The 20121-nt window shown below is 68.0% G+C and carries 23 protein-coding genes; 5 read left to right on the top strand and 18 right to left on the bottom strand.

Features of this window, described 5'->3' with window-relative positions; all coding sequences use genetic code 11:
* The first annotated feature begins 212 nt into the window (after nucleotides 1-212).
* Complete coding sequence (locus DIE03_RS34575; RefSeq protein ID WP_124456593.1) at nucleotides 213-1526, top strand: leucine-rich repeat-containing protein kinase family protein; 1314 nt, start codon at nucleotides 213-215, stop codon at nucleotides 1524-1526.
* Nucleotides 1527-1539: 13 nt separating this feature from the next.
* Here the strand turns inward: DIE03_RS34575 and DIE03_RS34580 are convergent, their stop codons facing one another.
* The 8 genes from DIE03_RS34580 to DIE03_RS34610 all read right to left on the bottom strand — a co-directional run bounded on the left by DIE03_RS34580 (nucleotide 1540) and on the right by DIE03_RS34610 (nucleotide 6742).
* On the bottom strand, nucleotides 1540-2169 hold the full coding sequence (locus DIE03_RS34580) for a LysE family translocator (protein WP_124456594.1): 630 nt from the start codon (nucleotides 2167-2169) through the stop codon (nucleotides 1540-1542).
* Nucleotides 2170-2267: 98 nt separating this feature from the next.
* Nucleotides 2268-2441 (bottom strand): hypothetical protein, encoded by a 174-nt coding sequence (locus DIE03_RS38515; RefSeq protein WP_185658285.1) that lies wholly within the window; start codon nucleotides 2439-2441, stop codon nucleotides 2268-2270.
* A 32-nt stretch (nucleotides 2442-2473) separates the two neighbouring features.
* Complete coding sequence (locus DIE03_RS34585; RefSeq protein ID WP_124456595.1) at nucleotides 2474-2920, bottom strand: copper chaperone PCu(A)C; 447 nt, start codon at nucleotides 2918-2920, stop codon at nucleotides 2474-2476.
* Between the two features lie 42 nt (nucleotides 2921-2962).
* A complete protein-coding gene (gene copC, locus DIE03_RS34590) occupies nucleotides 2963-3328 on the bottom strand; it encodes a copper homeostasis periplasmic binding protein CopC (protein WP_124456596.1) in 366 nt (121 codons plus the stop codon).
* A 96-nt stretch (nucleotides 3329-3424) separates the two neighbouring features.
* Nucleotides 3425-3802 (bottom strand): DUF2946 domain-containing protein, encoded by a 378-nt coding sequence (locus DIE03_RS34595; protein WP_124456597.1) that lies wholly within the window; start codon nucleotides 3800-3802, stop codon nucleotides 3425-3427.
* A gap of 92 nt (nucleotides 3803-3894) precedes the next feature.
* Nucleotides 3895-4389 (bottom strand): SRPBCC family protein, encoded by a 495-nt coding sequence (locus tag DIE03_RS34600; protein ID WP_124456598.1) that lies wholly within the window; start codon nucleotides 4387-4389, stop codon nucleotides 3895-3897.
* A 58-nt stretch (nucleotides 4390-4447) separates the two neighbouring features.
* Nucleotides 4448-4750, bottom strand: coding sequence for a 2Fe-2S iron-sulfur cluster-binding protein (locus DIE03_RS34605; protein WP_077220533.1), 303 nt, complete (start codon nucleotides 4748-4750; stop codon nucleotides 4448-4450).
* A gap of 78 nt (nucleotides 4751-4828) precedes the next feature.
* Complete coding sequence (locus DIE03_RS34610; RefSeq protein WP_124456599.1) at nucleotides 4829-6742, bottom strand: sigma-54-dependent Fis family transcriptional regulator; 1914 nt, start codon at nucleotides 6740-6742, stop codon at nucleotides 4829-4831.
* 185 nt (nucleotides 6743-6927) lie between these two features.
* Between DIE03_RS34610 and DIE03_RS34615 the strand changes: the two genes are divergently transcribed.
* Nucleotides 6928-7203, top strand: coding sequence for a DUF2964 family protein (locus DIE03_RS34615; RefSeq protein ID WP_311767318.1), 276 nt, complete (start codon nucleotides 6928-6930; stop codon nucleotides 7201-7203).
* Nucleotides 7204-7443: 240 nt separating this feature from the next.
* Complete coding sequence (locus DIE03_RS34620) at nucleotides 7444-7731, top strand: DUF1488 domain-containing protein (protein WP_011354308.1); 288 nt, start codon at nucleotides 7444-7446, stop codon at nucleotides 7729-7731.
* Nucleotides 7732-7971: 240 nt separating this feature from the next.
* Here the strand turns inward: DIE03_RS34620 and DIE03_RS34625 are convergent, their stop codons facing one another.
* Nucleotides 7972-9273 (bottom strand): NCS2 family permease, encoded by a 1302-nt coding sequence (locus DIE03_RS34625; protein WP_124456600.1) that lies wholly within the window; start codon nucleotides 9271-9273, stop codon nucleotides 7972-7974.
* 738 nt (nucleotides 9274-10011) lie between these two features.
* On the opposite strand from DIE03_RS34625, the gene DIE03_RS34635 reads away from it, so the two are divergent.
* Nucleotides 10012-10290: a hypothetical protein gene (locus DIE03_RS34635; RefSeq protein WP_006480752.1), complete on the top strand. Its 279-nt coding sequence runs from the start codon at nucleotides 10012-10014 to the stop codon at nucleotides 10288-10290.
* A gap of 160 nt (nucleotides 10291-10450) precedes the next feature.
* Here the strand turns inward: DIE03_RS34635 and DIE03_RS34640 are convergent, their stop codons facing one another.
* The 7 genes from DIE03_RS34640 to DIE03_RS34670 all read right to left on the bottom strand — a co-directional run bounded on the left by DIE03_RS34640 (nucleotide 10451) and on the right by DIE03_RS34670 (nucleotide 15819).
* Nucleotides 10451-10825, bottom strand: coding sequence for a DUF2917 domain-containing protein (locus tag DIE03_RS34640; RefSeq protein ID WP_124456601.1), 375 nt, complete (start codon nucleotides 10823-10825; stop codon nucleotides 10451-10453).
* Between the two features lie 103 nt (nucleotides 10826-10928).
* Nucleotides 10929-11108 (bottom strand): hypothetical protein, encoded by a 180-nt coding sequence (locus tag DIE03_RS34645; protein ID WP_124456602.1) that lies wholly within the window; start codon nucleotides 11106-11108, stop codon nucleotides 10929-10931.
* A gap of 58 nt (nucleotides 11109-11166) precedes the next feature.
* Nucleotides 11167-11535 (bottom strand): DUF2917 domain-containing protein, encoded by a 369-nt coding sequence (locus DIE03_RS34650; protein WP_124456603.1) that lies wholly within the window; start codon nucleotides 11533-11535, stop codon nucleotides 11167-11169.
* 250 nt (nucleotides 11536-11785) lie between these two features.
* Entirely contained in the window at nucleotides 11786-12073 is a 288-nt protein-coding gene (locus tag DIE03_RS34655; protein ID WP_124456604.1) for a hypothetical protein, read from the bottom strand.
* Between the two features lie 79 nt (nucleotides 12074-12152).
* Nucleotides 12153-13058, bottom strand: coding sequence for a metal-dependent hydrolase (locus tag DIE03_RS34660; protein WP_124456605.1), 906 nt, complete (start codon nucleotides 13056-13058; stop codon nucleotides 12153-12155).
* 29 nt (nucleotides 13059-13087) lie between these two features.
* A complete protein-coding gene (locus DIE03_RS34665) occupies nucleotides 13088-14875 on the bottom strand; it encodes an SDR family oxidoreductase (RefSeq protein ID WP_124456606.1) in 1788 nt (595 codons plus the stop codon).
* A gap of 44 nt (nucleotides 14876-14919) precedes the next feature.
* On the bottom strand, nucleotides 14920-15819 hold the full coding sequence (locus DIE03_RS34670) for a M24 family metallopeptidase (protein WP_124456607.1): 900 nt from the start codon (nucleotides 15817-15819) through the stop codon (nucleotides 14920-14922).
* A gap of 506 nt (nucleotides 15820-16325) precedes the next feature.
* Here DIE03_RS34670 and DIE03_RS34675 point away from each other — a divergent pair.
* On the top strand, nucleotides 16326-17603 hold the full coding sequence (locus DIE03_RS34675) for a haloacid dehalogenase-like hydrolase (protein ID WP_124456608.1): 1278 nt from the start codon (nucleotides 16326-16328) through the stop codon (nucleotides 17601-17603).
* A gap of 112 nt (nucleotides 17604-17715) precedes the next feature.
* Here the strand turns inward: DIE03_RS34675 and DIE03_RS34680 are convergent, their stop codons facing one another.
* Together DIE03_RS34680 and DIE03_RS34685 are read right to left on the bottom strand one after the other, a co-directional pair.
* Nucleotides 17716-18489 carry a slipin family protein gene (locus tag DIE03_RS34680; RefSeq protein WP_124456609.1) on the bottom strand — a complete coding sequence of 258 codons (774 nt, stop codon included), beginning with the start codon at nucleotides 18487-18489 and terminating at the stop codon, nucleotides 17716-17718.
* The gene (locus tag DIE03_RS34685) at nucleotides 18486-20045 is read right to left on the bottom strand and encodes a nodulation protein NfeD (protein WP_124456610.1); all 1560 of its coding nucleotides are present in this window, start codon (nucleotides 20043-20045) and stop codon (nucleotides 18486-18488) included. Before DIE03_RS34685 ends, DIE03_RS34680 begins: the two co-directional genes overlap by 4 nt.
* Nucleotides 20046-20121 lie beyond the last annotated feature (76 nt).

Consider the following 20121-nt stretch of genomic DNA (forward strand, 5'->3'; position numbering starts at 1 on the left):
AGACTCGAACTCGCACAGCTTTCGCCACTACCCCCTCAAGATAGCGTGTCTACCAATTTCACCACGTCGGCACTGCAAGGGGCGCAATTCTAACGTCACATCGCGCATTTGTGAAGGGGCCGTGACAAGGTTGTGGTTTTGCTTGAAGGCGATCCCGGTAGAATTCGTCGGATCGGTCTGACGATCATCGCAACCGCAACCCGTTTTCTCCCGTGACCCACACCCTCGAACAACTGCAGGCCGGACAACTGTCGGGCGCACGGCAACTCAAGCTCGCATGCGGGTTGACCGAATTTCCGCGCGAGATCTTCGAACTTGCCGACACGCTCGAAGTGCTCGACCTGACCGGCAATGCGCTGTCCGCGCTGCCGGACGACCTGCCGCGGCTGCATCGCCTGCGCATCCTGTTTGCGTCCGGCAACCGCTTCACCGCGTTTCCCGACGTGCTTGGCGCGTGCGGGCAACTCGACATGATCGGCTTCAAGGCGAACCGGATCCGCACGGTGCCGCGCGGTGCATTGCCGCGTGCGCTGCGCTGGCTGATCCTCACCGACAATGCGATCGAGGCGCTGCCTGCCGACATCGGCGACTGTTCGCGGCTGCAGAAGCTCATGCTCGCGGGCAATCGGCTGCGCGCGCTGCCGGCCGAGATGGCCGCCTGTCGTGCGCTCGAACTGGTGCGCCTGTCGGCGAACCGGCTGGACGCGTTGCCCGACTGGCTGCTGCGCCTGCCGCGCCTCGCGTGGCTCGCCGCTGCCGGCAATCCGTTCGGCGCGGCGCCGGAGGCCGCGGCGTCTGCGGGGCCGGACGTCGCGGAGATCGACTGGGCGTCGCTTTCATGTGAACGGAAGCTGGGCGAGGGCGCATCGGGCGTCATTTACCGCGCGCAGTGGCGCGCGCAAGGGCACGCTTCACGAGCCGTCGCGGTCAAGCTGTTCAAAGGCGCGGTGACGAGCGACGGCCTGCCCGATTGCGAAATGGCCGCGTGCCTGCATGCCGGTCGCCACCCGGACCTGATCCCGGTGATCGGCAAGGTGCGCGGGCATCCGGACGGCACGCACGGTCTCGTGATGGAACTGGTCGATCCGGCGCTCAGGAATCTCGCCGGGCCGCCGAGCTTCGCGTCCTGCACGCGCGACGTATATGCGGCCGACGAGAGATTCGCGCCGGCGGAAGCGGTGCGGATCGCGCACGGCATCGCGTCGGTCGCGGGCCACCTGCATGCGCGCGGCATCATGCATGGCGACCTGTATGCACACAACATCCTGCACGACGGGGCAGGCGGCGCGTTGCTCGGGGATTTCGGTGCGGCGTCGCTCTACGACGTGAACGACCGCACGCGCGGCGGCAGGTTCGAACGGATCGAGGTGCGCGCGTTCGGCCATCTGCTCGGCGAGTTGCTCGAGCGATGCGAGCCGCGCACGGATGCGCTCGATGCGCTCGCGGCGGCCTGCCTGAATGAGGATGTCGACGCGCGTCCGTCGTTCGGCGAGATCGCGACGGCGCTCGCCGCGCACACGCGCTGACGCGAGCGCCCGCTTACGCCTGCCGCGCGGTCAGCAGCTTGATCCCGAGCCCGACGAACAGCAGCCCGCTGGCACGTTTGAGCGCACCTACCGCGCCGCTCATGCCGAAACCGCGATGGAACCGGCGCACGCCGGCCGAATAGACGCTGTGAACGACCACGACGGTGCAGGCGATCGTCGCGTACATCACGACGAACTGCAGCGCGAGCGGGCGGTCGTGCACGATGAACTGCGGCATGAACGCCGACAGGAAGATCATCGTCTTCGGATTGCTGCCCGACACGAACAGCGCTTCGCGGAACAGCTTCCTGCGGTCGGGCACGGCGATTTCCGCGGCGCTGCCCGACGCGGCAGCCTTGCGGTCGCCGCGCAGTTGCCGGACACCCAGAACGATCAGGTACGCGGCGCCGACGATCTTCATCGCGACGAACAGCGGCGGCATCGCGGCCAGCACCGCGCCGACGCCGAGCGCGACGAGCAGCACGACCACGCCCTGTGCGACGAGGTTGCCCGCGATCGTCGCGGCGGTGCCGTGCGACCCGTAGCGCACCGTGTTGCGGATCACGAGCAGCACGTTCGGCCCCGGCGACAGCGTCGTGGCGAGATAGGCTGCGGCAAACAGCATCCAGGTCTGAATGGACATGCGGCGCTCCGAGTGGCGGTTCCGGCGGTCAGGATGCACCGATGATGCCACGTCAATAATGGCGCGGACCGCCGCCGGAACCGCGCGGGCGCGGCGCGTCAGCGCGCGTCGCGCATGCAGTACGCGGGGATCGACGGCGGCGTGTCGATCGCGGTGGGCCGCGTCATCCACGCGATCCATGCGGCCCACAACCCGCAGACGATCAGCACGGCGAGATTCAGCGGCGTCCGGTAGCGGACGATCAGGTCGGCCAGCGGCAGGCGGTCTTTCATGTGCGTCTCCTTCGTTCGCGGTAAGGGGCGCGTTACTGGCCGGCGTAGGTCGGCGGCTTCGCGTCGCAGGTGACCGGCACCGTCGAGCCGTCCGCGAAATGCAGCCGGAACGGTACCTTCGCGCCGGGCGCGACGGCGCGGCGCGGCTCCTCCAGCATCACGTGATAGCCCTTCGGCTTGAAGACCACCGAGCCGTGCGCGGGGACGACGACCGAGTCGACATGAACCATCTTCGCAGTGCTGCCGTTCGTCTGCGTTTCATGCACCATCGCCATCCCGTACGCGGGGCTGTCGATGCCCGTCAGCGTGGCGGGTGTGTCGCCGTCGTTCTTCAGCGTGAAGTAGCCGGACGACGGTACCGTCGCCGGCATCGCGCGGATCCAGCACGCATCGGCCTGCACGGCCGGCGCAGCGAACGTGGCAGGGGCTTGCAGTGCGAGCAATGCAACGAGCAGGGCGGTCGGAATCGGGCGTTTCATCGTTTGTTCTCCTTATGGTGGGACGCAGGGGGCGCGCGTGCGTTACTTCAGCGTGAACGTGTAGCGGCCTTGCGTGCGATGGCCGTCGGTTGCGACGGCGACCCACGCGACCGTGTACGTGCCGGCCGCCAGGCTGGCCAGCGCGACCTGCATCCGCTTCCGGTTGCCGGCGTCGACGGCCGATTTCCCGTCGGCGACCGATTGCCCGCGGCTGTCGGTGACGGCGATCGAGCTGAAGGCCGGTTCGAGCGCTTCGCTGAAATTGATCGTGACTGCGTGCGGTGCGGCCGACAGCGTGGCGTCGGCGGCCGGGTCCTGCGTTTTCGGCGTGGCATGCGCGTGCGCAGCCTGGATGACGATGAAGCCGAGCGCGGCGAGTGTGCCGCGAAAGAAAGTGGCGGTGTTCATGACGGTGATCGTCCTTCGAAACGTGACATGTCACGCACGCGGGCGGCGTGCGCGGGCCGCGCGATGCGCTACGGCATCACGCGTGGCGGCAACGGATCAGGACGTGAACGGCGGGGCGCGCGGCTGCGCGGCCGTGAGCGGCAGCGCGCGGCGCAGGCTTTCGAAGCGGGTGGCCGCGCGGTGCTGGATCACCCGCACGTTGGCCGCGAACGTCAGTTCGGGCGCGGGCAGCCCGGGCGAATGGGCCAGCAGGCTGCAATAGCCGCATGCCTGGAGATGGGCTTGCAGGCGCTTCGTCGACGCATCGGCCGAGTGGTCGCCGGTGGCCGGCGCGGCCGTGCAGTAGCCGGCCAGCAGCGCGTCGACACGCCCTTGCGTCGTCAGCGCCTGCGAGATCGCCGGCGCGAGCGCCGTCATCAGGATGGCGAGCATCCCGATCAGACTGCCGATCTTCCGGAGGCGACGACTCAGCATGCGATGCGCGGCGGCGGGTGGGCGACGATGGAGCGGATTATGCCACGCACGTCGATTCGCGGGACGGCAGCGGTGTGCGACGAAGCGGCACGCTACGCGTGCTTCGCCAGGTACTTCGTGATCAGCATCATCTGCGCGGTCCAGCCGTGGTCGTTCATCTCGCGCGCCTTCGCACGGCGCGCTTCGATCAACTGGTCGAAGCCCGTTTCGGTGACCGTGAGCAGCGTGCCGCCGGCCTGGGCGGCGAGCGTGAACGTGACGAGCGTCATCGGCTCCGACGCGTAATCGAAATTCGGGTCGATCGCGAATGGGTGCCAGCGAAACGAGAACAGTTGCTTCGGTTCAACGCGATCGACGACGATTTCGAACACAGTGCCCGCATAGGGCTCTTGCGCCTTGGCGACGTCGTCGTCGACGCGGGTCGGCGTGATGCGGCCGAACAGCGGCTGGCCGGCCGCGAAAGGACCGTCGAACGTCACGCCGAACCACTCGCCGAATTCGCCGGAATTGCTGACGGCTTCCCAGACGCGGTCTGGCGAAGCCGCGAGCTGGGCGTGTTTCTCGATGCGGTCGGTTTGCTGGGTCATCACGTTCTCCATGCAGGATCAGGCGTTGCAGGGCGGCGCGCGCGACCGCACGCCGCATCTAGTCGAGCATGACCGCGTCGGGCACGTCGAGCACGAGGTCCGACGTCGCGACGGCCACGCACGGCAGCGTATAGCCGTCGGCCTTTTCCTCGCGGCTCAGTCCCGGCCATTCGATCGTGTAGCGTACGCTGCCGCTGACGATCCGGCAAAGGCAGCTTCGGCATGTGCCGTTGCGGCACGAGCGCGGCAGCGAGACGCGCGCGAACGCGGCGGCTTCGAGCAGCGTCAGCGAATCGGGGGCGTCGAAGGTCGTGCCGAGCGGCTCGATGCGCACGAGGGGTGGGTGGTCTGGGTCGGTCATGACGAATGCGGGCGGCGGTTCGGCGGCAACGCGCCAAGCATACCCGAAGCGGCCGGCAGCCTCCGCCGGCCGTGGGCGTCAGTGCCGCCGCAGGTAGCGGTACACGGTATTGCGCGCGAGGCCGAGCTCGCGCGCGGCCGCCGATACGTTACCGCCATGCCGCGCCAGCGCGGCGTCGATCACCGCGGCCTGGTGGCTTTGCAGCGTCGTGCCTTCGCGCGTGCCGGCCAGTGCGGTCGGCATGACCGGCGCAGCTGCGGCGGGCATGGCCGGCGCGTCGTCGCAGTCGAGCCAGAAATCGTCGGGCAAATGCGCGAGCGCGATTTCGGCTTCGTCTTCGGCGAGCATGCCGGCCGTGCGCAGCACGTTCGTCATCTGCCGCAGGTTGCCGGGCCAGCGATGGCGCGTGAACGCGTCGAGCACGTCGGCCGCGATACGGCGCGGCATCGGTTCGCTGCGTGCCAGCCGCGCCAGGATGCGCTCGACGAGCGCGGGCAGGTCGGTACGTGCGGCGAGCGCCGGCAGCGTGACCGCGAGCCCGTTGATCCGGTAGAACAAATCTTCGCGGAACGTACCGTCCGCGATCATCGCGCGCAGGTCGCGATGGGTCGCGCAGACCACGCGCACGTCGACCGGCACCGCGCGTGCGCCGCCGAGCGGCATCACCGCGCGTTCCTGCAGCACGCGCATCAGCCGCACCTGCTGCGCGAGCGGCATGTCGCCGATTTCGTCGAGAAACAGCGTGCCGCCGTCGGCCTGCGCGATCTTGCCGGGGCTGCCGCGCTTGCGCGCGCCCGTGAACGCGCCGTCTTCATAGCCGAACAGTTCGGCCTCGATCAGCGAATCGGGCAGCGCCGCGCAGTTGACCGCGACGAACGGGCCGTCCGCGCGCGGCGACGCCTGGTGCAGCGCGCGGGCGAGCCATTCCTTGCCGGTGCCCGTCTGGCCGAGGATCAGCAGCGGCAGGTCGCGCCCGCGGATTTTCGCGACGCGCTCGAGCACGGCGGCCATGCGTGCGTCACCGGTGTCGAGCGTCGCGAACGTGATGGTGTCGGGGTCCGGCGCGCGTACGCGTGCGGCCGGCGCGGGCGGCGTGACGGCCACGGCCGTCTTCTGCGCTTCCGGGAATTCGCAGCGTGCGAGCACGCGCACGCCGGTCGACAACGTCAGACGGAACGTGGCGCCCGGCGCGCGGGCGGCCTGCTGCGCGAGCTGGCCGAAGCGCATGCCGAACAGCGCATCGCAGGCCTGATGCTGCAGCGCGTCGAACGATGCGCCGAGCTGGAATTGCGCGCTGCGGTTCGCGGCGATCAGCCCGCCGTCGGGGCCGAACGCGACGAGCCCGGCGAACAGCGAGTCGACGCAATCCTCGTGTGCGTGAAAGCGCAGCCGCAGCGCTTCGCCGCACTGGTTCGCGAACAGATGGTTCTCGATCAGCTGCGCGGACATCCGTACGAGCGCGAGCGTATGCGGGCTTGAGCCGCGCGGGTCGCCGCTCACGTCGAGCGTGCCGAGCGTGCGGCCGAACGGATCGACGATCGGCGCGCACGAGCAGGTGAGGATGTGGTTCGCGCGCAGGAAGTGCTCGGACCCATGCACGACGACGGCCTGGCCCGACGCGAGCGCGGTGCCGATCGCATTGGTGCCGCGCGCGCCTTCGGCCCACGACACGCCGGTGCACAGCGCGACGCGGTTGGCTTTCTCGATGAAGTCCGCGTCGCCGATGCTGTGCAGGATCACGCCGTCGGCGTCGGTCAGCAGCACGAGGCTTTGCGTATCGGCGATCTGTGCGTGGAGGTCTTCCATCACCGGGCGCGCGTGCGAGAACAGCGTGTGATTCGTGTCGAGCAGTTCGCGCAGCGCGAGGCGCGACAGCGGCGCGAAATCGGGGCGTTCGTGCGCGCGCAGGCCGACCGCGGTCGAACGCGCATGCGCCTGCGCGAGCAGGTCGGTGCGACCCGCGGCGGCGGGCAGCACGAAGGGTTGCGGCATGACTTGTCTCCTGTTCCCGGGGCAACCTGGGCCGACCGAATCGGAACCGGCGGCGGAGTGTGTCTCCGCTCGCGGTGCACCATCCGGCGCAACAGCCGACCGTCCGGGTACGCATCATCATACAAGCGCCACGTGCGATGCGCGACCGCGAACAAAATCCCCTTGCTTTTAAGCGCCCGCCTGCAATGATGGAAATGGAGCACGCACGCGCCGTGTTCCGCACTGCAACATGCATGCGACGCGACATGCATCCGTTCGGGAGACGCATCATGGTTCGGACGGAACTGAGAGTCGTGCTGGCGGCCATCGCCACGTTCATCATGCTGGGCGGCATTGCCGTGGCGATCCACGGATTGCTGTTCGATCTGACCGATGCGGTGCAATACGGGGCGGCCGCGATTGCGGTGGGCGTCACGACCGCCGCGATCGCGCTCAACATCTGGCCCACCGATCCGCACTGACGCCCGTTTCCGAAACGGTGCCTGATGCCGCGCTGATCTGACGAATGGCGCGTCGGAACGACGCATGCGGGAAAATTTGTCTCCTGCGCGAAACCGTCTAAAGTGGAAATCAACCGGCATGCATCGACCGCGCCACACTCCGCGGTCGGGGCCTCCGCCGGCGAGCCCGCGTACATTTCGTCCGGCCGGTAGCGGACGACGGACGCGGTCATTCGTTTTCTACCGGTCGAGGCAGCTCCCATGCAGATCCATTTCACGAATGAGAAGCCCGAGTATTCGGGGCGTGACCTGATGCTTGCATTCACGGCACTGGTCAATGGCGAGCGCGTCCAATGTCAGATCACCGCCGAGGCGCTGGAAGACCACTTCGGCGCGGCATCGCCGCGCTTCGAGGACATGGTCGGCGCATTCGACCAGCACCGCGACCGTATCGAGGCGGCTGCGCGACGCCTGCTGTCGGAGACGCGCGCGCAGTGCGTGACGCTGCGCAGCGGTTACGTGCGCTTCTACGAAGCCAACTGGCGCTGACGACACGACGCTCGTCTTGCGGCGCGCGCGACCGAGCGCGGCGCACGCGAAGACGTTGCCTTCACGCAATGCCGTTCGGCGGGGCCGGGCGGCATTTTCGTATGCGGGCAGCACCGGTTGACCTGGCGCACGCACGGCCCGGTACGGCGATTCTCAGGATCGCAGAAGAAATCGCGAGGAAAAAGAAACGCCACCCGAGGGTGGCGTTTTTTCATCATGCATCGCGCCGAAGCGCCACCGTCATTCGCTGCCGAGATAGAAGAAGCGGAACAGGAACACGGCCGCGATGATCCACACGATCGGCTTGACCGTGCGCGCCTGGCCCGTCAGCAGCTTGAGGCCGCCGTATGCGATGAAGCCGAACGCGACGCCGTTCGCGATCGAGTACGTGAACGGCATCAGCAGCGCGGTCAGCGCGGCCGGCACGGCTTCCGTCGCATCGTCCCACGGTACTTCGACCATCTCGCGCAGCATCAGGCACGACACGTACAGCAATGCCGGCGCCGTTGCGTAGGCCGGCACGACGCCGGCGAGCGGGGCGATGAACAGGCACGCGAGGAACAGTATCGCGACGGTGATCGCCGTCACGCCCGTGCGGCCGCCGGCCTGCACGCCCGACGCGCTTTCGATATACGCGGTGGTCGACGACGTGCCGAGCACCGAGCCCGCGACGATCGCCGTGCTGTCGGCGAGCAGCGCCTTGTTCAGGCGGTTCATCTTGCCCTCGACGAGCAGGCCCGCGCGGTTCGCGACGCCCATCAGCGTGCCCGTCGCGTCGAACAGCTCGACGAGGAAGAACACGAGGATCACGTTGATGATGCCGGTCGACAGCGCGGCGCCGATGTCGAGCTTGAACAGCGTCGCATCGATCGACGGCGGCGCGGAGAACACGCCGTGGAACTGGTTGCCGGCGAAGAAGAACGACAGGATCGTCACGCCGATGATGCCGATCAGGATCGCGCCGCGCACGCGCAGGTGGTCGAGCGTGACGATCGTGAAGAAGCCTACGATCGCGAGGATCGTCTCGTGCTTGTGCAGGTCGCCGAGCGTGACGAGCGTGGCCGGGTTGCCGACGATCACGCCCGACGTCTTCAGCGAGATGATGCCGAGGAACAGGCCGATACCGGCGGTGATCGAGATCCGCAGCGATTTCGGAATGCCGTTGACGATCGCCTCGCGCACGCGGAACAGCGTGACGAGCAGGAACAGGCAGCCGGAGATGAACACGGCGCCGAGCGCGGCCTGCCACGTGAAGCCCATCCCCTTGACGACCGTGTACGCGAAATACGCGTTCAGGCCCATGCCGGGTGCGCACGCGATCGGGTAGTTCGCGTACAGCCCCATGATGATCGACGCCAGCGCCGCGACGAGGCAGGTCGCGACGAACACGGATTCCTTCGGCATGCCGGCATCGCCGAGGATCGCGGGGTTGACGAAGATGATGTAAGCCATCGTCAGGAACGTGGTGACGCCCGCGAGTATCTCGGTGCGGAAGTCGGTGCCGGCTTCAGCGAAGCCGAAATACCGCTTGATGGATTCCATGAAGGCGTTTCTCCGGTCGGATCGTGTTGATTGTTGTGCCGAATTGTTTTACAGGCAGCGCGCGGCCGGCCTAATGTAACCAGCCACTATTGCCCGGCTATCGGCGGATTGTAATAGCGCGGATAGCTCGGACGATATAGTTGGAGGGCACGATCGGTTGCCTGCGCGCGAACGGTCTGGCAGCCCGGCCGCGCGACGAAGGCGCGCATTTTACCGGTTCGCGCGGCACGGACCGGCAGAAATGGCGGAAGCGGGCGAAATGAAGGAAGCGGAAGCGGGAGGGACGCGGAAAACCGGCCGATGCGTGCGCAACGGCATGGCGGCCGCATCGCGCGTGGCGAGTGCGCGACGACATGCGATGGAAACCGCGCGGACACCCGTGCGCGGCCGGTAAGAATGCCCGGCAGCGGCCCGCAGCGGCCATTCGTCAGCTCGGGCGGGTGCAGATATCGGGCTATCCTGCGCCGAAGCCGTCCCGTCCGCAACTGTCATTTCGCGATGCGGGCGCGACTGTGGTTTCTGTGTAAAAGATTGCAAGACCCCATCGCATAAACCGGCAAGTCTTTCTACGATAGATACACCGCGCATGCACACGCCGGCCGGTAATTGCCGACGCGGGGGAGTCGCAGTCCGTGCAGGCCAGGCGGTGAATGGCGGTCAAGGCCGTTGCGCGTTCGGGCAGGCACGGCCGATTGCGATTGCCCGATGCGGGTTCGTCCGTAAATCACGGAGGTCAGCATGTTGAACTGGATCAGCCGTTGGGCGATGCGACACGCCCCCACGCCGGAAAAAACCGCTGCGTCGATGCTCGTGACGGCGCGCATGGAACTGTTCGCAGCCGAACAGCGCGTCATCGATGCGAAATTACAAGCGGATTACTGGCGTACACGAGTGTCATTCCTCGAAGAGGTGCAGAAGCAGGGCATCGATCCGTGGGTGACCTCGCAGGCAGCGCAACGTCCCGACCTCGATTCCACTCCCCGGAGCACGGGCCCGCGTCTCGCCGCCAGCACCTGATGCACGCACTGCATCCGGTCGTTGCGCACGGCGCGCGATCGCTCGCGGCACGCACTTGCGTGCCGCGGCATTCGATGCGCACCTGCGGCGTGCTGCGCCGCGGGTGCGTCTGTTTCCGGTCGCGGCCGTTCCGCGTCTCGCGTGCTTGACGGCACGTCGCTCATCCGCTGCTTCTCCCTACCCCGACGAGCAAACGTTGCACTTGCGCGAGCGCGCGCCTGAAGCGCTCGCCGCGGCGCACGTACGCGGTCGTGATCGTCGCTTCAGCCGATCGGTCGGCATCGGTGCCGATCCAGATGCGCTCGCCGCGCGCGATGCGCAGCACGTCGCCGGGGCGCACCCAGTCATCGTCGACGCTTGGCGGGCGCGTGACCCACAGCGCCGCGCCATGCGTGCGGAGCTCCGCATCCTGCGGCGCGCGCCAGGTCATCGTCGTGCGCGGCGCGACCGCGAAACGGATCACGACAGTCGGTAGTGCGATCGTGCCGGTGCGGCGCCGATCGGGACGGTCAAACAGCTGGCTTGCCTGGTCCATCGTCTTCTCCATTCAGTGAGCCGGACGGATGACGCGCACCAGAACAAAAAGGCCTCATCCGTTTCCGGCGAGGCCTTGTGTGACATGCGGTACTGCTCGATTGCTAACGCACAAGCGCCTCCCGTGAATCATTCTTTCGAATGTTCATCGAGCAATGAATCGCGACGGCGATGAGCTTGAACGTAGGCATGCGAACGATTTTGTTGTCGGGCTGCGGTGTTGTCAACGACAATTTTCGGGAGATGCGCGGGCGATACGTTGCCGCGCGCGTGCTGCGTTTCATGAGGGCGCTGCGCACGCGAGTCGAGCGCGCAGCGATGCAAGGTGCGTCACGCGGGACGTCATCGACATCGTTCGCCCAGCATCGTGCGCAGCTGCGCGAGCGCACGCGCAAGCCACGCGTCGCGTTTCATCAGGTACGCAGTCGTGATCGACGCTGCGGCGGGCCGCTCGTCGTCGGTGCTGATCCAGATGCGATCGCCGCGCTGCACGCGCAGCACGTCGCCGGTTCGAATCCAGTAATCGTCGATGCTGCCCAGCCGCGTGATCCACAGCGTCGCATCGTGCACGCGGATCTCGGCGTCGTGCTGGGCACGCCACGCCAGCGTCCTGCGCGGCGCGACCGTGAAATGCAGCTCGACTCTCGGCAATGCGATTGCGTCGGTGCGGCACCGATCGCGACAAACAACCAGCCGGCTTGCTTGGTCCATCGTCATCTCCATCCGTTGAGCCGGGCGGGATGACGCGCACCAAAACAAAAGGCCTCATCCGTTTCCGGCGAGGCCTTGTGACATGCGCAACTGAATCTCGATGCTAACGCACAAGCGCCCCCGGTGATCGCCACGCATGGGCGTTCACTCGTGTTTTATGCGCGATGGCGTTGGGCTTGAGCATAGGCATGCGAACGAGTGTGTCGTGGCGGCGCGGCGCTGTCAACGGAAATTTCGAGATACGTGGCGGTTACGCGTCGCGTTGCGCGAGGCCGTTCACGAGCAGCTCGGACAGCAGGCCGGTCATGCCTTCCGGGTGCGTGGCCGCACGCGCCTTCAGCTGTTCGACGAGCTCGGCGTTGAGCTTGCACGCGAACGGCACGAGGCCCTGTTCCTGGTCGAGCTTGCGCTGCGCGCGGCGGTCCAGCTTGACCGCTTCTTCGGCACCCTTGCCGAAACGCGCGGAGCCGGACTGCTTCATCGCGTGCGTCAGCTTGAGCGCCTTGTTCTTTTCGAGATCGGTTTTCTTCATGGCCATCGCGGCACCTCCGGGAAATTGAAGCCGCGATTGTACGCATTTCGGCGGGCGCCGCCCGCCGAACCGGCCGGAAACGCGGTCAGGCGCCCTTCGTCGTGCCCCAGTTGCCGCCGTGCGCGGCCGCCTGCGCGGCCGGCGAGCGCGCGAGGTAGGCGAGCGCCTGCTCGGTCGAACCTTCGTGGTGCGGCGTATAGCCCGGCCTGAAATAGCGCAGCGCCGCGCCGATCACCTTCCAGAACGACGGCAGGTGCCCGCGTCGCGAACCCTGCCACCACGCGCGCACGAAGCCCGGATAGCGGCCGGCGTCCGGGTCGCGCCGGTACATGAACTTCGCGCCGGTCGTGATGTAGTAGAGCAGCAGCAGGATCACGAACGCCATGTGCACGCAGCGCTCCGGATAGTTGCCGCCCAGGTGCCGGTAGATGTCGAACGCGACGGTGCGGTGCTCGACTTCCTCGGCGCCGTGCCAGCGCAGCAGGTCGACCATCGTCGGGTCGGCACGGCCTTCGTCGAGCCCGTGCGCGTTGAGCACCCAGTTGCCGAGATAGCCGAAGAAGTGCTCGAGCGACGCGATGACGGCCAGCTGCTGCCGCAGCCAGAAGCGCGTATGGCCGATCTTCAGCCCGAGCGGCTGCTCGCCGAGCACGCGCGTGAAGAGGCGGTTGAGCTTCTGCGTGAACGGCTTCGTGTCGATCCCATGCCGGTCGTAGTAGTGCTTCAGCACGCCGCCGTGCGAGCGTGAATGCACGGCTTCCTGGCGCAGGAAGCCTTCGGCCTCGTCGCGCAGGCGCGCATCGGTGATCAGCGGCAGCGCCTTGTTGTACACGCGGCAGAACCACAGCTCGCCTTCCGGGAACAGCAGGTTCAGCGTGTTGATGATGTGCGTGCTGCCCGGATCGTTCGGCACCCAGGTAATCGGCGTGTCGCTGAAGTCGAACTTCACGTGCCGGGCCTTGATCTTGTGATAGTCGGCGGTATCGGTCATGTTGTCTCCCTGTGCGGCGCCATGCGCCGTCAATGCGATGCCATGCTGACGCGGGCGATCATCCGGCCGAGCCACGGCATGAAGCGGCCGACGAAGCGCATCGCGTGCGCCTCGCCGCCGACGGCGACGACGGGCCGGTTGCGCAGCACGCCGTCGACCATTGCCTGCGCGACGGTTTCGGGTTTCAGGCCGCGCATCTGGTACAGCTTCGTCGCGCGCTTGCGCAGCCGTGCTTCGTCCTGGGCGTTGGCGCCCGCGTATTGCGTCGACGCCATGATTCCGGTTTCCGCGAAACCCGGGCACACGGCCGTCACGCCGATGCCTTTCTCCGCGAGTTCCGCGCGCATGCATTCGCTGAGCATCAGCACGGCGGCCTTGGTCGTTGCGTAGGCGGGCAGGTCGCGCGACGGCCCGAACGCGGCAGCCGACGCGGTGTTGACGATGTGCCCGCCGGTGCCGCGCGCGGCCATCTGCTGTGCGAACAGCCGCGAGCCGTGGATCACGCCCCACAGGTTCACGTGCAGGATGCGCTCCCAGTGCCGCGCGCTCGTGTCGAGGATGCCGCCGGCCATGCCGATGCCGGCGTTGTTGATCACGATGTCCGCGCCGCCGAGTTCGTTGCCGACCCACGTCGCGAGCGCTTCCATCTCGTCGGCGGACCCGACGTCGACGCGTTTCGCGTGCGCCTGCGCGCCGGTCAATCCGAGCAGCAGCGCGGTGCGTTCGGCGCTCGCGAGGTCGATGTCGCACGCGACGACCGTCGCGCCTTCCCGGGCGAACGCGAGCGCCGCGCACCGGCCGATGCCGCTGCCCGCGCCGGTGACGACCGCGACCTTGCCGCTGAAACGGCCGCTCGTGGCACGGCGGCGCGCGTTCGCGAGCGCGGGCGGCTCGTCGCCGGATTCGACCGCGTCGATCAGTTGTCCGGCGAGTTCCGCGAAGCGTGCGGGATCGGCAAGCGGCAGCCAGTGGCCGGCCGCGACTTCGCGACGGTAGTACTGCGGCACCCAGCGCGACAGGTTTTCGGACAGCGCGGGGCTCACGTACTTGTCGCCGAGCGGCACGATCGTCTGCACGGGCGCGTGCGCATGGCGTTCGCGCGGCGCGAACAGGCAGCGGATGAAGTTCGCGCGATAGAGGCGCACGCCGCGCGCGCCGTCGTCGGCCTGCGTCGGGCGCGGCGTGGCCGGCGTCTTCTCGAGCCGGCGCAGCAGGCGCGGCCACGCGCGGCCGAGCCACAGCCGCCAGCCGAGCTCGGGAATGAACGGCAGGTGGAACAGGTACACGTACCACGAGCGCACGAGCTGGCCGCCGAGCTTGGCGAGCGATGCGGGCGTCGGGCGCAGCACGCGCTCGCGCAGCCAGAAGCCGACGTGGTCGAGGCACGGCCCCGAGCACGACGTGTACGACGCGATGCGGCCGGCGAGACGGGCATCGGTAACGAATTCCCAGCCCTGGATCGAGCCCCAGTCGTGCGCGACCAGGTGCACCGCGCGGCCGGGGCAGAGCGCGTCGATCACCGCGACGAAATCGTCGGTCAGTTTCGCCAGATGATAGTCGGCCGTGCGTTTCGGCACGCCGGACAGGCCCGCGCCGCGCACGTCGTACGCGATCACGTAGTGCTTGCGCGCGAGCAGCGGCGCGACGTGCTGCCAGACGCTGCTGTCGTCGGGATAGCCGTGCACGAGCACGACCGGCGAGCGGGCGGGGTCGCCCCAGGTCCTGACCGCGAGCGTCAGGTCGCCGGAGGTGACCGCCGTTTCGCTGTGAACCGATTCGAACAGGGCCAGCGGCGCTTCGTCGGAAAGAGGCTGCATCGTGAGTCCGTCGTTCAGGGAGTCGGGAGGAAGGCGCGGGTGCGTCAGGCGGCGGCCGGCACGGTCGCGACGGCCTGCGTGCGTTCGGCCTGGCGGCGCTGCCAGCGGCGCACGTGCGGCAGGTCGTCGTCGAGCCAGTACGCGTCGTCGTCGGTGATCACGAGCAGTTCCTCGAATTTCGCGCCGACGCCGGCGAAGCCGAGATGCGGCTCGACGGCCCACAGGCCCGGCACCGGCGCGTGTTCGGAGCGGCGGTCGATCGACCACAGTGGCGACCAGCCCTGCTGCTTCGCCGCGCGGCCCTGGTCGAGCAGCAGGTTGCGCGTCGCGTTCAGCCCGAAGCGCGCGACGAAGCGCGGCTTCGACAGCTTGTGGATCTTCGCGACGCGATGCGCGAGCACCTTGAACGGATAGGCCTTGTGACGCGGCTCGACGCCCTGGCGGCGACACAGCGCGTCGACTTCCTGCGCGACCTCGGCCATCGGGCGGCGCGCCTTCACGAGCCGCACGATCATCTCGCGATGGTCCATCAGGTCGTCCTGCAGCTGTTCCAGGATCGGGTTGTGGCCGAGGCAGTGCGCGTAGCCGACGTCGGCGACGATGCCGTCGAGCACCGGCGCGACGTCGAGGATCACCGGCATGTCGGTTTCGAGCTGGCGGTTGCTCGGGAAGAACGCGAGATTGAAGCCACCCATGTGCTTGAGGCCCGAGAAGCCTTCGAACGCGGTGCGGTCGCCGAACCACGCGAACGGCTTGTGCAGCCAGTCGTGCACGCCGTTGTCCTGCAGCCATTCAGTCAGGAGGCGCGCGGCTTCCTTCTCGGTGATGCCGGGGTAGAGCATCGCGCCGACGGTTTCGACGCAGCGGTACGCCAGCTGCTGGACCGCGCGGAATTGCGGCAATTCGTCGAGGTGGACTTCCGGCAGCGGATGGTGGTCGGGCATGATGCGTCTCCATGTGTCGGCCCGCGTTTGCGTCTCGGCGCGGCGCGGGTCCGGTGCAAGGCGGGGCGCTGATCTGGAATGCATCCACCGGCGATCCTGGGGCGGATTATTCAGTCAGCATTTAATGTGCCATTGAATGATGTAACAATCATAGCCGGTTCGACGTCGTGCGCCAGCCCCCGGAGGTGAGGATTTCTCCTAATGAAGGGCCGAAATGGAGGGGACGCTCTAGGTTTCGGGCGGTGGGGGCCGGATGGCCGTTGCTGCGCACGCGTCTCGAGCCGGGGGCGCCGGCCGGCGAGCGCCACGCGAGGCCTGGCGCGGACCCCGGATGTCGTGCCGGATCAACTCTCCGTCGTGTCGCAGCGCGACGCTGTCAAATTGCCGAAATAATTTCGTCACATCATCCGCCCCGATTCGAAGCCTTTGCGGCTTCGCAGGGCCGATGTGCCGCGCGTCGCGCGGGGCAGCGACCGAAGCCGATTCGACATTTCAACGGAGAGACCATGCAACGCCGTCAGTTCATGAACACCCTTGCCGCGGCGACCGCTGCGACGCCGCTGATGCTCAAGGCCGGCCTGGCCGGCGCGAAGAGCGCAACCGTGCCGGACGCGCTGGACCCGGGCCGCTGGTCGCCGTTCAACGCCGCGCGCCTGCAGGCGGTGCTCGACCAGCATGGCGTCGCGAGCGCGCGCTACGACGGAAAGCGCCGCCCGTATGCGGTGTTCGACTGGGACAACACGTGCATCATGAACGACTGCGAAGAGGCGTTGCTGATGTACCAGATCAACCATCTGCAGTACAAGCTGACGCCGGACGAGTTCGTCGCCGTGATGTGGAAGGACGTGCCCAAGGGCGCGTTCATGAAGGACTACACGACGATCGACGGCAAGCCGGTGACGATGGAGGACCTCGCCGCCGACGTGGAGTCCGACTACCGCTGGCTCCATGCGAACTACAAGGGCCTCGGCGGCGACAAGAGCCTCGACGAGATTCGCGAGACCGACCAGTTCAAGGATTTTCGCGCGAAGCTGTACTTCATGTACGACGCGATCTGCGACACGCATCCGCTCGAAGTCGGCTACAAGTGGATCATCTACTTCTACAAGAACATGACGACCGCCGAGCTGCAGGCGATGGCGGAAGCGTCGAACAACTACGGGATCGGCGACGCGCTGCGCAAGGTCCGCTACGAAAGCCCGAAGACGCTGCCGGGCAAGGCCGGCGTGGTGGCCGATACGCATTTCCACGGCATCCGCATTCACGAGGAAATCCGCGCGGTGATGCATACGCTGCGTGCGAACGGCATCGACGTGTACGTGAGCACCGCGTCGCTCGACGACGTCGTGCGCGTGTTCGCCGGCAATCCGAACTATGGCTACGGCGTGCCGCCCGAGAACGTGATCGGCCTGCGTCTCGACATGCAGGACGGCAAGTACACGAGCACCTATCCGGCCGGCTGGCATTTCAACTGGGGGCCCGGCAAGACGGTGGGCATCCGCAACGTCCTCGCGTCGAAGAAGGGCTACGGCCCGCTGCTGGTGTTCGGCGACAGCGACGGCGACGCGTGGATGCTGCGCGATTTCAAGGACACGGCCGCCGGCGTGATCGTCAACCGGATGAAGAAGGGCGAGATCGGCGCGGACAGCAAGCTCGCGGCCGAACAGATCGGCAACCCGGACGCGCGCTTCCTGCTGCAGGGCCGCGACGAGCACACGGGCCTGATGATCCCGGACGAGAAGTCGATCAAGTACGGCAAGGCCGAGCGCAAGCTGCTGGCCTGACGCGGGCCGGGCGGCGGGCAACCGGCCGCCCGGCCGTCGCAGCTCCGCGCCCATCGGCATCTGTATCTGCATCGGCCGCTGCGGCGCCGTGCGGGCCGCCATGCGTTGCGTTTCAACGCTCGCGCGGCGGGCCCAGCCGATCCAGCAACGCCCCGAGCAGATCGACCGGCAGCGGAAACACGATCGTCGAATTCTTGTCCGCGGCGATCGTCGTCAGCGTCTGCAGATAGCGCAGCTGCATCGCCTGCGGTTGCAGCGCAAGGCGCTGCGCGGCCTGCAGCAGTTTCTCCGAAGCCTGCAGTTCGCCTTCCGCGTGAATCACCTTCGCGCGCCGCTCGCGCTCGGCTTCGGCCTGCCGCGCGATCGCGCGGATCATCGTCTCGTTCAGGTCGACGTGCTTGATCTCGACCGTCGACACCTTGATCCCCCACGCATCGGTCTGCGCGTCGAGCGTTTTCTGGATATCCGCGTTCAGTTGCTCGCGCTCGGCGAGCAGCGCATCGAGTTCGTGCTTGCCGAGCACCGCGCGCAGCGTCGTCTGCGCGAGCTGGCTCGTCGCCTCGAAGAAGCGCGCGACCTGGATCACGGCCTTCTCCGGGTCGACGACGCGGAAATACACGACCGCATTGACCTTCACCGACACGTTGTCGCGCGTGATCACGTCCTGTGCGGGCACGTCGAACACGACGGTGCGCAGGTCGATCCGCACGACCTGCTGGACGATCGGGATGATCAGCACGAGCCCCGGCCCTTTCACTTTCCAGAACCGGCCGAGCATGAACACGACGCCGCGTTCGTACTCGCGGAAGATGCGGATCGACGACGCGACGAGCACCACGACGAAGACGATCAGGACGCTGCTGAAGCCGAACGTGTAACCGATCATGAAGGTTCTCCCTGGGTTGGCTGCGGTATCGGCATGTCGTAGAGCGGCGCGACGGTCAGCGTCAGCCCCTGGCGGCCGGTGACGCGCACGCGGCAGCCGGCGGCCAGCGGCGCGCTGCTCGCCACGCGCCAGCGCTCGCCGTGCACGAGCGCCCAGCCGGCGGCCGACGCGGCGGCGCCGGCCGCGCCATGCGGCTGGTCCGGACGGAGGCCGTCGTCGAGCACTTCGCCGATGCTGCCGAGCATCGCCTCGGCGCCCGTCACGACCGGCCGGCGCCGTGCGCGCAGCGCGACGCTCGACACGCCCGCGACGAGCAGCCCGCCGCCGAGCGCGAGGCTCGCGATCACGGGCCACGGGATTCCGTAGCCGGGCACGTCGGTGTCGATCAGCATCAGCGCGCCGATCGTGAACGACACGATCCCGCCGAAACCGAGCACGCCGAAGGTCGGCAGGAACGCCTCGGCGACGAGGCAGCCGAGCCCGAGCAGCACGAGGCCGAGGCCCGCGTAGCTGATCGGCAGCAACTGCATCGCGAACAGCCCGACCAGCAGGCAGATCGTGCCGGCGACGCCCGGCAGCACGAAGCCGGGGTTCGCGAATTCGAAGAAGAGGCCGTAGATGCCGATCGTCAGCAGGATCAGCGCGACGTTCGGATCGGCGATGATCGCGAGAAAGCGGCTGCGCCAGTCGGGCGCGAGCACGACGAGCGGCGCATGCGCGGTCGCGAGCCGCACCGTGCCGGCGGTGGTCGTCGCGCCATGGCCGTCGAGCTGGCGCGCGAGGTCGGCAGGGTCCTGCGCGATCAGGTCGACCACGTGCTGCGCGCGCGCTTCGCTGGCCGACAGGCTGACGGCTTCGCGTACCGCGCGCTCGGCCCATTCGGCATTGCGTCCGCGCAGCTGCGCGAGGCCGCGGATATAGGCGGAGGCGTCCTGCATCGCCTTGCGGATTTCGGTCGATTGCGTATCGGTCGGCAGCGCGGCCGCGGTGGCGGATGCATCCGACGCGCCGGATGCGCCCGCTGCGCCGGTCGGCCGCGGTGCCGCCGGGTTTCCGCCCGGCGGCGCGGCGCCGCCGATGCCGAACTGCACGGGCGACGCCGCGCCGAGATTGGTGCCGGGCGCCATCGCCGCGAAGTGGCTCGCGTACACGATATAGGTGCCCGCGCTCGCGGCCCGCGCGCCGCCCGGCGCGACGAACGCGGCGACCGGCACCGGCGAGCCGAGGATCGCCTTGATGATCTGCCGCATCGACGTGTCGAGCCCGCCGGGCGTGTCGAGCTGCAGGATCGCGAGCGGCGCGTGCTCGCGGGCGGCGCGATCGAGCGAGCGCACGATGAAATCGGCGCTGGCCGGGCCGATCGCGCCGTTGACGGGGATCACGACGACCGGGCGCGCGCCGGGTGCGTCGGCCGGCGGCGGCGCGGCGACGGCGGCGCACACGACGAGCAGCGCCGCGAACAGCGCGGCGCGCGCGACCCGCGCGGACAGCGGGTGACGGGGGCGGCCGTCGGGCGCGGCAGGCGCCGGCGGCGGCTCATGACGGTGAAAGCGCATCGGGACGTCCGGGCGGCGCGCGCGGACGCGCGCCGTCCGGCTCGCGGAAAGGGCGTGGGCCCGATGCTTAAAGATT

This window comes from Burkholderia sp. Bp8992, assembly GCF_003853705.1.
In the GTDB taxonomy this organism is placed as follows: Bacteria; Pseudomonadota; Gammaproteobacteria; order Burkholderiales; family Burkholderiaceae; genus Burkholderia.

Coding starts and splice junctions, on each gene's coding strand:
- DIE03_RS34580 (WP_124456594.1), bottom strand. CDS start 2,169: ATGTCCATTCAGACCTGGATGCTGTTTGCCGCAGCCTATCTCGCCACG.
- DIE03_RS38515 (WP_185658285.1), bottom strand. CDS start 2,441: ATGAAAGACCGCCTGCCGCTGGCCGACCTGATCGTCCGCTACCGGACG.
- DIE03_RS34585 (WP_124456595.1), bottom strand. CDS start 2,920: ATGAAACGCCCGATTCCGACCGCCCTGCTCGTTGCATTGCTCGCACTG.
- copC (WP_124456596.1), bottom strand. CDS start 3,328: ATGAACACCGCCACTTTCTTTCGCGGCACACTCGCCGCGCTCGGCTTC.
- DIE03_RS34595 (WP_124456597.1), bottom strand. CDS start 3,802: ATGCTGAGTCGTCGCCTCCGGAAGATCGGCAGTCTGATCGGGATGCTC.
- DIE03_RS34600 (WP_124456598.1), bottom strand. CDS start 4,389: ATGACCCAGCAAACCGACCGCATCGAGAAACACGCCCAGCTCGCGGCT.
- DIE03_RS34605 (WP_077220533.1), bottom strand. CDS start 4,750: ATGACCGACCCAGACCACCCACCCCTCGTGCGCATCGAGCCGCTCGGC.
- DIE03_RS34610 (WP_124456599.1), bottom strand. CDS start 6,742: ATGCCGCAACCCTTCGTGCTGCCCGCCGCCGCGGGTCGCACCGACCTG.
- DIE03_RS34615 (WP_311767318.1), top strand. CDS start 6,928: ATGATGGAAATGGAGCACGCACGCGCCGTGTTCCGCACTGCAACATGC.
- DIE03_RS34620 (WP_011354308.1), top strand. CDS start 7,444: ATGCAGATCCATTTCACGAATGAGAAGCCCGAGTATTCGGGGCGTGAC.
- DIE03_RS34625 (WP_124456600.1), bottom strand. CDS start 9,273: ATGGAATCCATCAAGCGGTATTTCGGCTTCGCTGAAGCCGGCACCGAC.
- DIE03_RS34635 (WP_006480752.1), top strand. CDS start 10,012: ATGTTGAACTGGATCAGCCGTTGGGCGATGCGACACGCCCCCACGCCG.
- DIE03_RS34640 (WP_124456601.1), bottom strand. CDS start 10,825: ATGGACCAGGCAAGCCAGCTGTTTGACCGTCCCGATCGGCGCCGCACC.
- DIE03_RS34645 (WP_124456602.1), bottom strand. CDS start 11,108: ATGAAACGCAGCACGCGCGCGGCAACGTATCGCCCGCGCATCTCCCGA.
- DIE03_RS34650 (WP_124456603.1), bottom strand. CDS start 11,535: ATGGACCAAGCAAGCCGGCTGGTTGTTTGTCGCGATCGGTGCCGCACC.
- DIE03_RS34655 (WP_124456604.1), bottom strand. CDS start 12,073: ATGGCCATGAAGAAAACCGATCTCGAAAAGAACAAGGCGCTCAAGCTG.
- DIE03_RS34660 (WP_124456605.1), bottom strand. CDS start 13,058: ATGACCGATACCGCCGACTATCACAAGATCAAGGCCCGGCACGTGAAG.
- DIE03_RS34665 (WP_124456606.1), bottom strand. CDS start 14,875: ATGCAGCCTCTTTCCGACGAAGCGCCGCTGGCCCTGTTCGAATCGGTT.
- DIE03_RS34670 (WP_124456607.1), bottom strand. CDS start 15,819: ATGCCCGACCACCATCCGCTGCCGGAAGTCCACCTCGACGAATTGCCG.
- DIE03_RS34675 (WP_124456608.1), top strand. CDS start 16,326: ATGCAACGCCGTCAGTTCATGAACACCCTTGCCGCGGCGACCGCTGCG.
- DIE03_RS34680 (WP_124456609.1), bottom strand. CDS start 18,489: ATGATCGGTTACACGTTCGGCTTCAGCAGCGTCCTGATCGTCTTCGTC.
- DIE03_RS34685 (WP_124456610.1), bottom strand. CDS start 20,045: ATGCGCTTTCACCGTCATGAGCCGCCGCCGGCGCCTGCCGCGCCCGAC.